Origin of the sequence: Kitasatospora sp. NPDC101157 (assembly GCF_044768255.1) — a bacterium.
Lineage (GTDB): Bacteria > Actinomycetota > Actinomycetes > Streptomycetales > Streptomycetaceae > Kitasatospora.
This window is the reverse complement of the sequence record NZ_JBIWPL010000035.1, coordinates 56270-69412: the sequence shown is the minus strand read 5'-3', so window position 1 is coordinate 69412 and position 13143 is coordinate 56270. Positions and strand designations below refer to the sequence as shown.

Below are 13143 nucleotides of genomic sequence, written 5' to 3'. Positions count from 1 at the left end.
CGGGGGCGGGCGGGGGCGCCCCCCGGGCCCCCCGCGCCGGGGGGGGGGGGGGGGGGGGGGGGCCCCCCCCCCCGCGCCCCCCCCCCCCCCCGGGGGGGGGGCCCCCCCCCGCGGCCCCCCCCCCCCGACTCCGAACTAGCCTGCTGGATAAGCAAGTTGGATGGTTCCGGTGGTCGGATCAGCTCAGGTCGAAGTCGTTGGGATCGAACTCGAAGTCGTCGGACGAGAATCCGCCGTAGGGGCCGCCGTTGAAGTAGTCCGCGAGGGCCTGGCCGACGATCTGCCGCACCTCGTCCTCGTCCTCGGCGACGGCCAGGGCGGCGGCCTGCTCGCCCGAGAGGTTCAGGTGGATGTCGCGGGCGCGGACCGCGTCCGAGCCGCGGATCTCGAACGTCACGGCCCGGCCGACCCGGGCCCCGATCCCCGAGATCGTGCCGCGCTGCGCGAGCTGCTTGGCCTTGCGCTCCCGGCCCCGCTCGGTGGTCTGCACGTCGACCGCCTCGCGCTGCAACTGTTCGGCGTCCTTCCCCTTGGGGTGGCGGGTGCCGTCGATCCAGCGCAGCACGGTGCGCGGGGCGACGCCGTAGGCGGCGGCCATGGCCTTGGTGTTCCCGCCGTACTTGCGCTCCCGCACCTGGCCGGCCTGCGTCGTGGACTGCACCGGCGCCTTCCGGGAGGGGAACAGCGCCTCGCGCACCCGGCCGAACAACCCCTTGGCCATCAGTTCCCGCCTTCCTCATCGTCGTTGCTGGCGTCGGCGGCCCCGGTGTCGGCAGTCTGCTCCTGGCCGATCGGGGTGCCGTCGGTGGTGTAGTGGTGGACCAGCTTGGAGGGGTGCTCCCGGCGCTCCATCGCCTCGACCACGGCCTCAAGCGGGATCGAGGACTCGTGCTTGTGGCTGCCCGGCGCGATGCCCAGGCGCAGCGCGCCGGGGACCGGGGCGCCGTCGTCCTTGACCGGGAGGAGCTCCAGCGGGGAGGGCTCGTCGGTGGCGTAGAGGTAGGAGTCGACGTTCACGGCGAAGGGCGCGCGGCCGGTCAGCTGGAGCGTCTTGCGCAGTCGGCGGTGGGCGGCGATGCGGGCGGCGGCGATGATGTGGAAGCGGATCTCGGGGCGGTAGGACCAGACCGCGGCGACCTTCTCCAGCCACGTGGGGTCGTCGAGGTGGCGGGCGGAGTCGGACCACTTGCCGATGCCGCCCTTGTAGATGTTCTTGTACAGGCCGGCGAGGACCAGGGCGTCGGCGCGGACGGGGTCGGTGTCGACGTCCTTGTGGACGGCGTAGGCGGTGAGGAACTCCTCGGGGCTCTGGCCGTCGGTCAGGCCGAGGTCGGCGTAGGCGCGCTTGTAGCCGCCCCGGATGCGGCCGGTCCACTCCTTGAGCAGCGGCGCAGTGTGGGTGGACAGGTAGGCGTCGGTGATGGTGGCCGGGTCGAAGCCGTAGGTGGTGGCCATGTAGGCGACGGTGGGGGTGGCGTACCAGCCGGGTCCGGTGGGTGGCTGGCCGTGGAAGGTGGCCGGGTGCGGCAGCAACTCGTCGACCTCGGTGGTGGTGAAGTCGCACCACCACAGGCCAGCGGTCTTGCCGCCGTCCCAGGCGGGGTTCTTCACCGGCTCCAGCGGGCCGATGGGCAGGCGCAGGGAGTCGGTGACCGAGAGGTAGGAGGCGCAGACGTCGACCGCGACCGCCCACGGGCGCCCGGCCTCGGCGTCGGTGAGCTCGCGGGCCCACCACTTGTAGTCCTCCTCCTCGCACACCGCCTCGCCCTTGCTGAGGAGTTCGCGGGTGAGCGGGTGGCGGGCCCCGGCCGCCGGGGGAACACACAGGTCCCCGGTCGGCAGGGCGCCCTCACGCAGGTGTGAGGACCACTCCGCCGTCACCTGGTCCTTGACCCACTCCACGCGCGGGCGCACCGCGTCCAGGAGCAGCATCGCGGTGGAAGCGGTCGTCGCCCCCGGCGCGACACCCAGGTCGGCGGTGAAGGCCCGGTAGCGGCGGGTCAGGGTGAGCCCGTCCTTGGTGCCGTCGGGGGCGGTGGCCAGCGGGGCGGCGAGGGCGCTGACGGCCTGCTGGCGGCCGTCGCCCTGGCCCAGCCACGGCGCGATAGTGACCCGGACCGAGGTCTTCGGGCCGCCGGCCGACCCGGTACGGCGGAAGACGTGGAAGGACGGGCCGATCTGGTCGCTGATCTCCATGCCCACCACGGCGGCGGCCTTCGCCAGCTTGGTGTGCAGCGCGGCCAGGGCCTTCTCGGTCGTCGGCAGGGCGGCGGGCAGGCCGAGCTGCTTGAGCGCGGCGACGGTCAGGCACACCATGCCGTCGCCACCACGCCCGGCCGGATGCGCTCGCTCGACACGCAGCGGCAGCCCGGTGCCCAGCCACGCGAACCAGTCGCCCAGCTTCGGCCCGGCCGGGGCCGGGATCTGCGGGACATCCAGCACCCAGCCGCCGTCGGCGACGTCCAGCGCCACCGCCGGCCACCACCGCGCAGCAACAGCCGTGGCGGCCGAGCTGGCGGGCCGGGCCGCAGCCGGGCGGGCAGCGGTGCGGGTCGTCGCCGGGCGCGGCCTGGCCGATGCGGCGGTGGACGTGGGCCGGACCGGCGCCGAGGAGGCAGGCGCAGCAGCAGCGGGGGCGGCCGGCTCGGTGGCGACGGGAGCCGGGGCGGCCGGAGCCTGGTTCGCCGGGGCCGGCTGCTGGGTGACCTCGACGGCCGCCTCGGATGCCGGGGCGGCGGGGCGGCAGAATCCGCCCAGGTGCATCGGGCGGCCCTGGGCGCGGTAGACGGAGGGCTGGCCGCACTGCACGCACGGCGCCGCGGCGGCCATCACCAGCGAGCCGTCCGGGTTCTGGTCGAGCATCACCGGCTGCGACGCCGTGGCGGCCGGCTGCTCCGGCGTCTGGGCGGGAGCCTGCGGCTGCGGCGCGACCGGGGCGGCGCCCTGCTGCTCGGGGGTGGGGAAGCGCGCGGCCAGGCCCTCCAGCAGGCGCGTGTAGGCCGGGGCGATGTCCGGGCCCGGGACGGCGCTGCCGTCTTCCCAGCTCAGGACCACGGCCGAGTTCACCCGCAGGGCCGCGGCGACCTGCGCGGGCGTGAGCCCAGCCGCCAGGCGCAGCCGCTTGCGCTCCGCCGGGACCGGCAGGCCGGTACTCACCGCGGCGAGCAGCGCGTCGACGGAGTCGAACAGCTCGTCGGACATCGGGGTGGTCTCCTCAGCGTCCGTTGGGTCGGGTCGGGTCGAGACGCGGGTCGCCGAACAGAGCGTCGAAGACGCCCTCGGTGACGCAGCCGATCAGGTTCCGGTCGGCGTCGCGCAGGGTGTAGCCGGCACTGCGCCCGAGGCCGGCCGCGGCGATCGGGACCTGCGGGCGGTAGTAGAAGGTCAGCTCCCGGCTGGTGAAGCGTCCCGACTCCTGCGGCGCGGGGTCCGCGGGCAGGGTGAACGAGGGCAGGCCCTCCACGTCCTTCTCGGCGGCCAGGTGCAGGACCTTGTCGTCCGTGGTCCGGAAGGCGACGACCAGGTCCACACCGCCAGCGCGCCGGTCCTTCGGCAGGCCATGGCCTTCAAGGACACGGCCGAGCTGAGAGGCGGACATGGCGGCCGCGAGGGCCAGGGCCCGCCGGTTGGAGTAGGCGCCGGCCGCGTCCGCGCGGGCGATCGCCAGCTCCTTGACCACGGACAGGTGCTGGGTGAGGCGACTGAGACTCGCGACCAGGGCGACCAGGTCCTCGAAGTCAGAGGTCTGCGGCGGCTCCACCAGCCGCTCGCCGCGCAGTCCGGTGAGCAGGGCACGGGCCAGATCGTCGGGCACCTCGACGTGCTCGCCGCCGATGTCGATCCTCACGAGACATTTCCCGAATAGTAGTGCATAACCAAATGGTAGGACTGTTCATTGTAGGAGTCAAGCTGGCTTCGGTGGCCCCGAAGTGCGCTGACGAAGCGACACGGTCGAGTAGGTTGCCCGCATGGCTGACCTTGGACGTGTGATGTGGCCGTCCGCTCCGCTCAGGACGCCTCGGCTCGTGCTCCGCGAGTCCGAGGCCCGGGACCGGGCGGCGTACGTCGAGCTGCTGACCTCCTCTCAGGTGCGCACCTATCTCGGCGGTCCGCGGCCCCGTGAGGACATCGAACGTGCGCTTCCCGCCGTGCCGGGGCGGCGTCCCGGCACCTTCGTCGTCGACCACAGCGGGGAGATGATCGGCCTCGTGACGTTCGACCGGCGCGACCCGGCACGGCCCGGTCGCATCCGACCGGAGGGCGGCGACGCTGAGCTCAGCTACATGTTTCTGCCGACAGCGTGGGGGCGGGGGTATGCGGCCGAGGCGTGTGAAGCGGCGCTGCGCTGGTTCGCCGGGGCGCTGCCCGGGGAGTCGGTGGTGCTGTGCACCCAGGCCGCCAACGACCGCTCGGTGCGCCTGGCGGTGAAGCTGGGGTTCACCGAGGTGGAGCGGTTCGAGGAGTTCGACGCCGAGCAGTGGTTCGGCGTGTGGTCCCTGACCAATTGAGCCGACCGCCCGCCGGGCCACCGGCCGACGCCGTGTCGAGCGAGAGTCGAGCGAGAGGAGAGGCGGGCCGCGATCGCCGTGGTCAGCGCCGAGCTGTACGCCCACCCCTACTGGGCGACGGTGGAACCGGTACGAGGCCGAGATGAAGCTCAGGCCGCCCGCCCCTCCGCCCCGTCAGAGCCGGCGGCCTGATCCGCGGGCGGACGCAGTTCGGCCGGGCCCTGGGACAGGGGGGGCGTTCCAGGGCCCGGCCGGCGGGAGGCAAGCAGCGCCGAGCCGCGGCGCGGCTGCTCTGGCCGGCGGCCCGGTGGTGCTGTGGTGGGGCCGCCGTGCGGGAATGCTAGACCCACCGATCATCCGCTGAACAGGGTTTTGACCTGCAGACTTTCGGCCGCGAACATGCCAGTCTGTGGCGGGCCGCCGGGGGAAGCGGATCGCCATCCACGAGTGAGAGAAGCCGGTCCGCCGCCCGCTCGGGGGTTCGGGGACGGACTGGTCACATTTAGTGTGGGCGGGCAGGCGCCGCGCTGCTGCCGGAGTTAGCCCTGGTGGTGTCAGCGGGTGTCGCCCGACCAGTCCCAGCGCATCGGATCCGCGGGGCGCGGTTCGTAGTGTGCGCGGCCGCCGGCACCATAGCGGCCGATCTCGGTGGCCAGCGCGGCGCCGTCGGCGAGCTGCTCGGCGTCCCAGCCGGTGACGTCGAGGAAGAGGCCGTCGAGCGGGCCGCCCACGAGTTCGCGGTACTCATGCCCAGGACGGGGCCCCGGGTCGGGATCGTCGTGGTCGGCTCCGTAGACCCGGCCTCGCATCAGCGCCTCATCGTCCATGCCGCCCAGCATCCCAGCCGCCACCGACAGCGCGAGCACGAACCAGGAGCCTCGATCCTGCCTCGGCACCCGGGCCGCGCCGCATGCCGATCGCGCGAAGCCCTGAGGCCGTTGTGGACGCCGGTATTCGGCCCCGGCCGACACTGTTGGCCGGGACCGAGCCCAGGAAGGTCAGCGGTTGCGGCGAACCAGGACCTTGAGGACTTCCCGGGCGTCGCGGCGGCGGGCGTCGCTGCGCGCGACCACGGCGGTGACCGCGGCGGTGGTGACGGCGAGGGCGTACCAGGCGGTGCTGGCCGCGGTGATGAGGGCGGCGTGCTGGAGCACAGTGGACATCGGGGGCCTCTTGTCTGGGGTCATGGAAGAGGGCGGTTCCCGGCCCGCGGGTACCGCAGACGGGGTTGGTGGGCGGCCGGCCAGGGTTCCGGCGGTCCATCTGGTTCAGCGCAGGCCCGCGAATTCCTCCACGCGGTCGGCCAGACGGCGGTCGGGATGGGGAACGAGGCCGTCGGTGTCATCGCCGGTGTGCATCACCAAGCGGTCGACCTCGTTGGCCAGGGCGCCGGACTGCGCGGAGGGCTTGGCGATTCGGGCGTCCATGGCGATCGGAGCGATGCGGAAGTAGTCGGCCATCTCCGGCACGGCCGGCGCGGGGACGCCGAGCCCCAGGTTCTCGTCGACGCTCACGGCCTGTTCGAACCACAGCCGGGCCTCACGGATCTCCCCGCGGCCGAGGTGGTGCAGGTACAGGCACCAGGCAGAGATGTGGTCGCCGGCGCCAGCCCCGATCTTCCACCAGAACTCGGCGCTGACGGGATGTCCGGTGTAGTGGAGCAGGCAGCCGAACAGCCGGAATCCCTCGATCTCCTGGACCAGGTCCTCCACACGCTGGTCGCTCGGGTCGCGGTGCCCGTCGAGCAGATCGGCGAGAACGATGATCCGGGCGAGACGGCTGGTGTTGATCTCCGCTGCGACCATCGTCTCCAGGCAGGTCCGCGCGCGGTCCTGCTCGGCCCACCAGCCGGGGGCAGGCTGTTGGCCACGGCGGATCCGTGCGACGTCGGCCGAGATGCGGCGCAGCGCGGCGGGTACGTCGAAGTCGTCGGGTTCGTCGCCGTAGTTGTCGTTGGTGGTGTCGAGGAGGTTGTCGAGGTTCTTCTCGGGCTTCATCGGTCGGCTCCTTCGCGGCGGGGCCCGGGTACGGCGGCGGTGCGGCGCAGGACATGTCGGGCGGTGAGCAGTCGTTCGAGGGCCGCGATCGCGCGGCGGTGGTGGTAGTCGACGGTGCGGGGGTGGATTCCCATGATTTCGGCGCTGTACTCGGCGGTGTAGCCCATGGTGGTGTGCAGGACGAATGCCTCGCGTTGGCGGGTCGGTAGTTCGGCGAGGGCGGTGTAGAGGCCGGCGCCGCCGTCTATGCGGGAGAGGGTCTCGTGCATCTCCTGCAGCTTGCGGCGTGCTGCCCGGAGGCGGGCGGCCAGGTCCTTCTCCCGCTGGAGCCAGTGGACCCGGTACATGACGGCGCCGGCCAGGATCCCCCAGGTGTGTTGCTCGAAGTCCGGGGCGGTGAGGGCCTGGGCCCAGTTGTGGGCGAGGTAGGTGAACACCTCGTGTGCGACCTCGTCGCCGACCGAGGCGTCTCCGATCATCTCGGCGGCGTAGCGACGGAATGTCCGCTGCTTGGCCAGGAAGTAGGCCTCGAAGTCCAGCGGGAGGTCGACGGGCTCGTGCACGGCGGGACCGCTCTCACTGCCCGCGAAGGTGTCGTCGTTCACCGGGGCACTTCCGAACTCGCGTGCGCGGTGGCGGCCGCCGAGGTGCGTACCGGTCGCGGTCGGGCGTTGGTGCGGACCGGCTGGAGGGGCGCAGCCGTTTCGCAGAGGGTGTCCATCTCGTTCTTTCGGTCAGGTACGGCGGCGTCAGGTTCTGCACGCCGAAGCCACCTTGTGGCCCACCTTCAGACTGGCAAACGAGCCCCCCGGTTCACGCATATGGCCTAGAGAGTTTTCACGGAAAGATCACTAATGGCAACGCAGTGTGACAGCGGGACGCGTCGCCGGGCCAGTGCCACCCGTTCTGGTCGGGCCTCGGTGCGCTACTCGTGAGTATCAGTACCGTCACAGCAGGTAACGAATGTGACTAGGGTCACCGTTTCCGTGTGCGGACTGCCTGTCCGCACCGCTCACCCGCTCCGTGTACGGCTGACAGTCTGTTCGGCCGAGACAACACGCCATCAACCAGCGGCGGCCGCGGCAACGCTCCTCCCACCGCCGGGGCGCGCCACAGCTGGAACAGCCCCAGCTGTACTCACGCCGCCGTACTCATCGGGAAGTTGCAGAAGCGCCTCGCGCGGCCGAGCCGCGCGGCCGCGGCCCGTACATCGGGCGGTGACGGTTCGGGACTCGAGAGCGCCGTACCCGTCGCCGAGCCCGCTCCAGGCCGCGTCGCTCACAGTCAGGCGCAGTTCGGGGGTCCCGGGCCAGGGGGTCGGGGTGAGCAAGGTGGCGCCGGTGGTCCGCAGGCGCTGTTCGAGGAGGGCAAGCTGGCGCGGGACGGCCGGTGTCGTGGGGAGCAGGATGATCGTGTCGCAGGCGTCGGCGAGGACGGAGGCGACCTCGGCCCAGTGGTCGCCGGGGTCGTCGGCCAGCAGGGTGCGTTCCCAGGGCAGGCCATAGGCCCGGGTCGCGGCAAGGCCTGCGTCGGGCCAGCCGATGATCGCGGTCCACAGCAGGTCGGACGCGGCAGCTGGCCCCGCCGCCATCGCCAGGAGCAGACCGGCGTCCAGAACCTCGACCACGACGCCTTTCGGCAGCCGGCCGTCCGGCAGCAGCGGTTCCAGCGTGGACAGGACCGGCCGGGACGCGGCCTCGACCCGGGCCAGACGGGCGGCCGGGCTGGTCTCCTCCAGCAGGACCGCCAGCCGCTCCCCGCGCGCGGACTCCGCCGTGTCCGGGACGAGGGCGACCCGCGCGCTCACCGCTCTCCCCCGGCGACGGCGCTATCCATCGTCCCGGACCCGCCGCCAGTGCCCGCGGAGGTGACCGGGCCTGACGCCGAGAGGGCGATCGGGCGCAGGGTAATGGGGTCGGCGACCAGCCAGGCCGCCGCCTTGTCCTCGCCCCAGCGGGCGTGCACGATCCACGGCAGGTCGGGCCCGGGACGGCGCTGGGCTGTCACCAGGGCAGAGCGCCACCGGGCCCCCGTACGGACCCACGCCAGGCGCCAGCAGCCGTCGGAGCCGTCCTCGGCGGGTTGGCCGGCGAGCTCGGCCGGGACGACGGTGACGTCCCGCCACCGCCCGAAGAACGGCGGCCCGGCCGGAGGCTCGTCCTGCGGCTCGGGCAGCGGCCTGACCGTGCGCTCGTCGAACAAAAACCAGCCCCAGGAGTCGCCGTCGCCCCACGCGACATGCACCACCCACACCGCGCTGCCCGGTGGGCGCCGCCACACGGTCAGCATGCCCGGCCGCCAGTCGCCGCCCACCCGGATCTCCACCAGGCGCCATCGACGCGTGTCCCGGTAGTACCCAGGCAACGTCATCAGCTCCCTGGGCGCCCGCTCGGCATCACCCGCCAACGCCCCGGGGCGGGCGGCGAGGGAGAACGGAACGTCGGCGGTCACATCCACCAACCTAGGTCGAACAGGTTTTCGATTCAAGTCGTTCGCCCCGCGATACCCCAGGTCACAGCCCTGCCGCCCCAGCCCCCGGGCACCCGGAGCCACGATGGGATGAAGGGGGCAGCAGGACCGAACCCCGGAGGTGGCGATGCCGAAGTCGATCGCCAAGTTGTCGATCACATTCAGCCTGGTCTCCATCCCGGTGAACGTGTACGCGGCGACCGAGCGGCACACCGTGCCGCTGCACCAGGTCCACGCCGTCGACGGCGGCCGGATCCGGCAGAGGCGCATCTGCGAGCTGGACGGTGTGGAAGTGCCCCCCCGACGGGCGCACCGTCGTGCTGACCCCCGACGACCTCGCCGACCTCCCCCTCACAACCGCTCGGGAAATCAAGATCCTGGGCTTCCTCGACGCAGACCGGGTGGACCCGATCAACTACGACAAGGCCTACTACCTGGGCCCGTCCAACCCGGCCGCCGCCCGCCCGTACGCGCTGCTGCGCCAGGCCATGCTGGAGGCCGACCAAGTGGCCGTCGCCCGCGTGGCCATCCGTACCCGGGAATGCCTGGCCGTCCTGCGGGTCCGCGAAGACGTCATCGTGCTCCAGACCTTGCTGTGGCAGGACGAAGTCCGCCCGGCCGCCGGCATCGCCCCCGAAGGCATCCAGCTGCGCCCACAGGAGATTGCGCTCGCCCGGACCCTGATGGACGCCATCACCGAGGACTTCCGGATCGAGGCCGAACACGACGAGTACGCCCACGCCCTGGAGCAGGTCGTCGAAGCCCGACTGGCCGGCCTCGAGCCCTCGCACGCCCCCGAGTCCCGCGTCCTGCCACCCGGCGGAACGGCACTGGACCTCATGGCCGTGCTGGAGCGCGCCGTCGCCGACGCCCAGGAACGGCATCCGAAGACCAGCGATGCCGTGAAGAACACCAGCACCACCAGGCAGGCCGGCAAAAAGACCGCGGCCCACAAGAGCACCAGCACGGCCCTGCCGGGGAAGGCTAGCGGGGGCAAACGACCGACCGAGCGGGCGTGAGGCCAGGCGCTGGGCCGATGATCCCTCACCTGCCCGGTACGGCGGGCGAGAACCGCAGAGCCCCCCTCGATCGGGTGGCCAGGGCCGGCCCGCAGGTGGGGGTGCGGATGGGGTCTGCGCCCATGCGGGCGGCGGCCGTCCAGTCAGCCCGGACGGCTCCACGGTGGGCGGTGGCGGCGACGGCGGCCGGATCGAGCGGCACGGGCAGCGCGAGCGAGGCCCACACCGTCTTCCCGCTGTCGGTCGGGGTGGTGCCCCAGCGGTCGGCGAGGGCGTCGACCATCAGCAGGCCCCGCCCGGTGACGGCCTGGCCGTCACCGGGCCCGGTCACCAGGCGGGGGAGAGCGCCGGCCTGGTCGTCGACCTCGAAGCGCACCCGGTGCCCGTCCGGCTCCAGCAGCAGCCGGGCAGGAAGCCGGGTAGGGCCCGTGTGTAGGGCCGCGTTGGCGAGCAGCTCGCCGGCGACGGTGACCAGGTCGTCCAGCGTGCTGCCAGTGACGCCCCAGCCGATGGAGACGGTGCGCACCACGGACCGGGCCGGGGCGATACAAGCCATGCGTTCGCGCGGGTCGGGGGCGGTGGCGGTGACGGTCAGGCGGTAGACCGCGCTGGCCCCGGTCACTGGTCGTCGCCCGAGGGCGGGGTGCGGGCGGCGCTGCCGACGGTAACCAGGGTGACGTCGAGGTCTGCGAGCTGGTCCGAGACGCGGACCCAGTCCTGTGTGGTGGTCCCGATCATCGGCCGGGTGATGGTGATGACCGCGCCGAGCGCGCCGCCGGTGGCGAGGCTGGCGACGCGCTGCCAGCCGGGCCGCTCCACCAGCGGCTGCGACTCGTCGGTGTCGTTGACCATGCCGGTGAGGGTCCAGCCCTCGGCCACCGCCCGGCGCTCGCACCAGTTGGCGAACAGGCCGGCTGAGGCATCGTCGGGCTCGGCACAGACGTAACCGACGGCCGCCGCCGGGCGCCCGGGCACCTCGGCCGGTCGGCCCGGCGGGGCGGTCGTCGGCGGGGCGGTGTTGTTCACCGCGCCGCCCGGCCGCGCAGCTCGCGGAACAGCCGAGCCTGGCGGTAGGCGACGCTGCGGTTGGCGATGTGGACCACCGTCTTGCCGTCGACCGTCACCACCAGGTCGTCACCGGGGTGTCGGAGATGCGGTCTGCTCGCGGGCATGGCGGTACTCCTGCGCGTGCGGGGGATTGGGCGCCGCCCGGGGGTCTACGGTGCCGAGGGGGATCGGTGAGGTCCTCGCCCCGGGCGGCATCAACGACGGTAGGGAGTAACGGAACACTCACTCAACGCGTTTGCACGCGTTTGCAGACCTTCATCCCAGCGAGTCAACGGCCCGGGAAATCAGGGCCCGCGCCTGCGCGCCGTACACCGCAAAGGTCTTGAACCTGTCGAACGCCTGGGCGTAGAGGGCGAGTTCGCTGGGCGTGGTGACGGTCACCTGGGCGGACAGCAGCTCCACGCCGGCTTCGGCGTCGTCGAAGATGTTGAACGTCTCCGCCGGCCACATGGTGCGCTGGGCGGTGAACGGGATGACGCCGAGTGAGACGGCCGGCAGCGCCATGGAGGCCCGAAGGTGCTCCAGCTGCTGGGCCATCGTCTCGATGGTGCCGAGGCGGTAGTAGAGGACGGACTCCTCCATCAGGATCGCGAAGCGGTGGTTGCCGGTGCGGATGACGCGGGAGCGGGCCAGGCGGGCCTTGACTGCGTCGGCGACGTCGTTGGGGGTGCGGCGGAAGTCGGCCACGGTGGCGAGCAGGGCGGTGGCGTAGGCCTCGGTCTGGAGGACGCCCGGCACGACGCGGGAGGAGTAGGAGCGGAAGTGCCGGGTGCGTTCGTAGAGGGGTGCCGCGGACTCCTGGAGGCGGCGTAGGCCGGTGCGGGTGAGGCGGCGCCACTCGACGTACATGGAGTCCACGGCGCGGTTGGCGGCGATCAGGTCCTCGGCCTGGTCGTCGGCGCCGCAGGCCCGGCACCAGGTGCGGATGTCGGCGTCCGAGGGCGCGGTCTTGGCGTTGATGATGCGGGAGGTCTTGGCGCCGTTCCAGCCGCACCGGACGGCCAGCTCCTGCCCTTGGAGGCCCGCGTCCTGCATGATCTCGCGCAGCCGCGCGGCGACGGCCAGGCGGGCTTCCTGGGCGCTGGAGGACGGGGATGCGGGCATGGAGCTGGTCGTCCGGTCGGGGGTGTCAGACGGTGTACTGCTCGTGCGGAACGGCGCGCTCCCAGACGGCCTCGAACGCGTCCGCGCAGAGCTTCGCGACGGCGGGGTCCTCGCACATCTCCGGCCCGCCGGAGGCTCCGTCGCCGGTGAAGTGGTTGAAGCGGACGATCGTCCCGTCGAACAGCCAGAAGTCGTTGCCGGGCAGCGCCAGGTCGGAGGCCCGGCGGCGCGGCAGCCACCGAACCTGCTCACCAGCTGCGAGGTTGACCACGGTCCCGGCGTGCTCGTAGCGGATGTACGCGGTGACCGGCTCCGAGACGATCCGGGCCCGGCGCACCACGACACCGCGGGAGACGGCCGCCCGGATCATCGACACCCAGCCGGACCAGCCCTCACCCTCGGGATCGAGGTCCGGGTGCACGCCGGTCCGCTGGAACTCCTCGAACTCCGCGGCCTCGCCGGCGATGCCGTAGGAGTCGCGCATCTCCAGGTGCACCGCGGAGTGCCGGGCGCCGGCCAGCAACTCAGAGAAGGCCGTCACGTTCGGCATCGTCCAGCGCCTTCCTGATGATCTGCGCCATGCGCAGCGGGATGCGGGTCACGTTCTCGTGGTGGGGGGTTCCGACCGAGTGGCCGGGCACCCACTCGGTCGTGCCGATCTCCGCCAGGAGCTCGTCGCCGGGCTTGAGGCCCTGGACGACCAGCTCGCGCTTGTCGTCGTCCACCCACACCATCGGGCTCTCGTCCTTGCCGGTGTTGGGATCCACCCCGGCGAACCGTAGCGTCATGATGCCCTCCCGTACCAAGTCGGTTGCGCAGTTTTGCATGACGCTCCACCTGTAGGTGACGGCCCGTCAAGGGCGTGCGGGCGCAGCAGGGCGGCACGCGCCGACCGGGATGAGGTTCGCCGCTGCCGCGTCGTCGAGGGCGCGGCAGCGGCGAGGACGGCGAGTTCCGCACTGCCTTCGCCCACGGTGG

Annotated in this window: 17 protein-coding genes and 1 pseudogene; 3 read left to right on the top strand and 15 right to left on the bottom strand. The window is 72.6% G+C overall.

Annotation, left to right across the window (positions count from 1 at the left end; translation table 11 throughout):
- Window positions 1-178: 178 nt before the first annotated feature.
- Genes ACIRVF_RS39035 through ACIRVF_RS39025 form a run of 3 tightly spaced genes read right to left on the bottom strand, consistent with a single transcriptional unit; the run spans window position 179 to window position 3847 of the window.
- Complete coding sequence (locus ACIRVF_RS39035) at window positions 179-721, bottom strand: hypothetical protein (protein ID WP_402829115.1); 543 nt, start codon at window positions 719-721, stop codon at window positions 179-181.
- The gene (locus ACIRVF_RS39030) at window positions 721-3201 is read right to left on the bottom strand and encodes a multiprotein-bridging factor 1 family protein (protein ID WP_402829114.1); all 2481 of its coding nucleotides are present in this window, start codon (window positions 3199-3201) and stop codon (window positions 721-723) included. Before ACIRVF_RS39030 ends, ACIRVF_RS39035 begins: the two co-directional genes overlap by 1 nt.
- A 13-nt stretch (window positions 3202-3214) precedes the next feature.
- Window positions 3215-3847 (bottom strand): hypothetical protein, encoded by a 633-nt coding sequence (locus tag ACIRVF_RS39025; protein ID WP_402829112.1) that lies wholly within the window; start codon window positions 3845-3847, stop codon window positions 3215-3217.
- Between the two features lie 121 nt (window positions 3848-3968).
- Between ACIRVF_RS39025 and ACIRVF_RS39020 the strand changes: the two genes are divergently transcribed.
- Entirely contained in the window at window positions 3969-4508 is a 540-nt protein-coding gene (locus ACIRVF_RS39020; RefSeq protein WP_402829111.1) for a GNAT family N-acetyltransferase, read from the top strand.
- A gap of 554 nt (window positions 4509-5062) precedes the next feature.
- Here ACIRVF_RS39020 and ACIRVF_RS39015 read toward each other — a convergent pair.
- From ACIRVF_RS39015 to ACIRVF_RS38990, 6 genes are all read right to left on the bottom strand, one after another.
- Window positions 5063-5335, bottom strand: a complete 273-nt coding sequence (locus ACIRVF_RS39015) for a hypothetical protein (RefSeq protein WP_402829109.1) — start codon at window positions 5333-5335, stop codon at window positions 5063-5065.
- Window positions 5336-5506: 171 nt separating this feature from the next.
- Window positions 5507-5671, bottom strand: a complete 165-nt coding sequence (locus ACIRVF_RS39010; protein WP_396246348.1) for a hypothetical protein — start codon at window positions 5669-5671, stop codon at window positions 5507-5509.
- A gap of 105 nt (window positions 5672-5776) precedes the next feature.
- Window positions 5777-6505: a hypothetical protein gene (locus ACIRVF_RS39005; protein ID WP_402829107.1), complete on the bottom strand. Its 729-nt coding sequence runs from the start codon at window positions 6503-6505 to the stop codon at window positions 5777-5779.
- Window positions 6502-7110, bottom strand: coding sequence for an RNA polymerase sigma factor (locus tag ACIRVF_RS39000; RefSeq protein ID WP_402829105.1), 609 nt, complete (start codon window positions 7108-7110; stop codon window positions 6502-6504). Before ACIRVF_RS39000 ends, ACIRVF_RS39005 begins: the two co-directional genes overlap by 4 nt.
- A 458-nt stretch (window positions 7111-7568) precedes the next feature.
- On the bottom strand, window positions 7569-8312 hold the full coding sequence (locus ACIRVF_RS38995; protein ID WP_402829104.1) for a hypothetical protein: 744 nt from the start codon (window positions 8310-8312) through the stop codon (window positions 7569-7571).
- On the bottom strand, window positions 8309-8956 hold the full coding sequence (locus tag ACIRVF_RS38990; protein WP_402829102.1) for a hypothetical protein: 648 nt from the start codon (window positions 8954-8956) through the stop codon (window positions 8309-8311). Before ACIRVF_RS38990 ends, ACIRVF_RS38995 begins: the two co-directional genes overlap by 4 nt.
- Before the next feature lie 145 nt (window positions 8957-9101).
- Between ACIRVF_RS38990 and ACIRVF_RS38985 the strand changes: the two are divergent.
- Window positions 9102-9215, top strand: a pseudogene (locus ACIRVF_RS38985) (Ku protein); the annotation flags it as partial.
- Window positions 9216-9291: 76 nt separating this feature from the next.
- Window positions 9292-9993: a Ku protein gene (locus ACIRVF_RS38980; RefSeq protein WP_402829100.1), complete on the top strand. Its 702-nt coding sequence runs from the start codon at window positions 9292-9294 to the stop codon at window positions 9991-9993.
- 25 nt (window positions 9994-10018) lie between these two features.
- Here ACIRVF_RS38980 and ACIRVF_RS38975 read toward each other — a convergent pair whose 3' ends face one another.
- The 6 genes from ACIRVF_RS38975 to ACIRVF_RS38950 form a co-directional block, all read right to left on the bottom strand.
- The gene (locus ACIRVF_RS38975; RefSeq protein ID WP_402829098.1) at window positions 10019-10615 is read right to left on the bottom strand and encodes an ATP-binding protein; all 597 of its coding nucleotides are present in this window, start codon (window positions 10613-10615) and stop codon (window positions 10019-10021) included.
- Window positions 10612-11019, bottom strand: a complete 408-nt coding sequence (locus ACIRVF_RS38970; protein WP_402829096.1) for a hypothetical protein — start codon at window positions 11017-11019, stop codon at window positions 10612-10614. The genes ACIRVF_RS38975 and ACIRVF_RS38970 overlap by 4 nt, the downstream gene beginning before the upstream one ends.
- Window positions 11016-11165, bottom strand: a complete 150-nt coding sequence (locus ACIRVF_RS38965; RefSeq protein ID WP_402829095.1) for a hypothetical protein — start codon at window positions 11163-11165, stop codon at window positions 11016-11018. Before ACIRVF_RS38965 ends, ACIRVF_RS38970 begins: the two co-directional genes overlap by 4 nt.
- A 151-nt stretch (window positions 11166-11316) precedes the next feature.
- Window positions 11317-12165, bottom strand: a complete 849-nt coding sequence (locus ACIRVF_RS38960) for a helix-turn-helix domain-containing protein (protein ID WP_402829093.1) — start codon at window positions 12163-12165, stop codon at window positions 11317-11319.
- 25 nt (window positions 12166-12190) lie between these two features.
- A complete protein-coding gene (locus tag ACIRVF_RS38955; protein ID WP_402829091.1) occupies window positions 12191-12715 on the bottom strand; it encodes a DUF6879 family protein in 525 nt (174 codons plus the stop codon).
- Window positions 12690-12953: a hypothetical protein gene (locus tag ACIRVF_RS38950; RefSeq protein WP_402829089.1), complete on the bottom strand. Its 264-nt coding sequence runs from the start codon at window positions 12951-12953 to the stop codon at window positions 12690-12692. Before ACIRVF_RS38950 ends, ACIRVF_RS38955 begins: the two co-directional genes overlap by 26 nt.
- Between the last annotated feature and the right edge of the window lie 190 nt (window positions 12954-13143).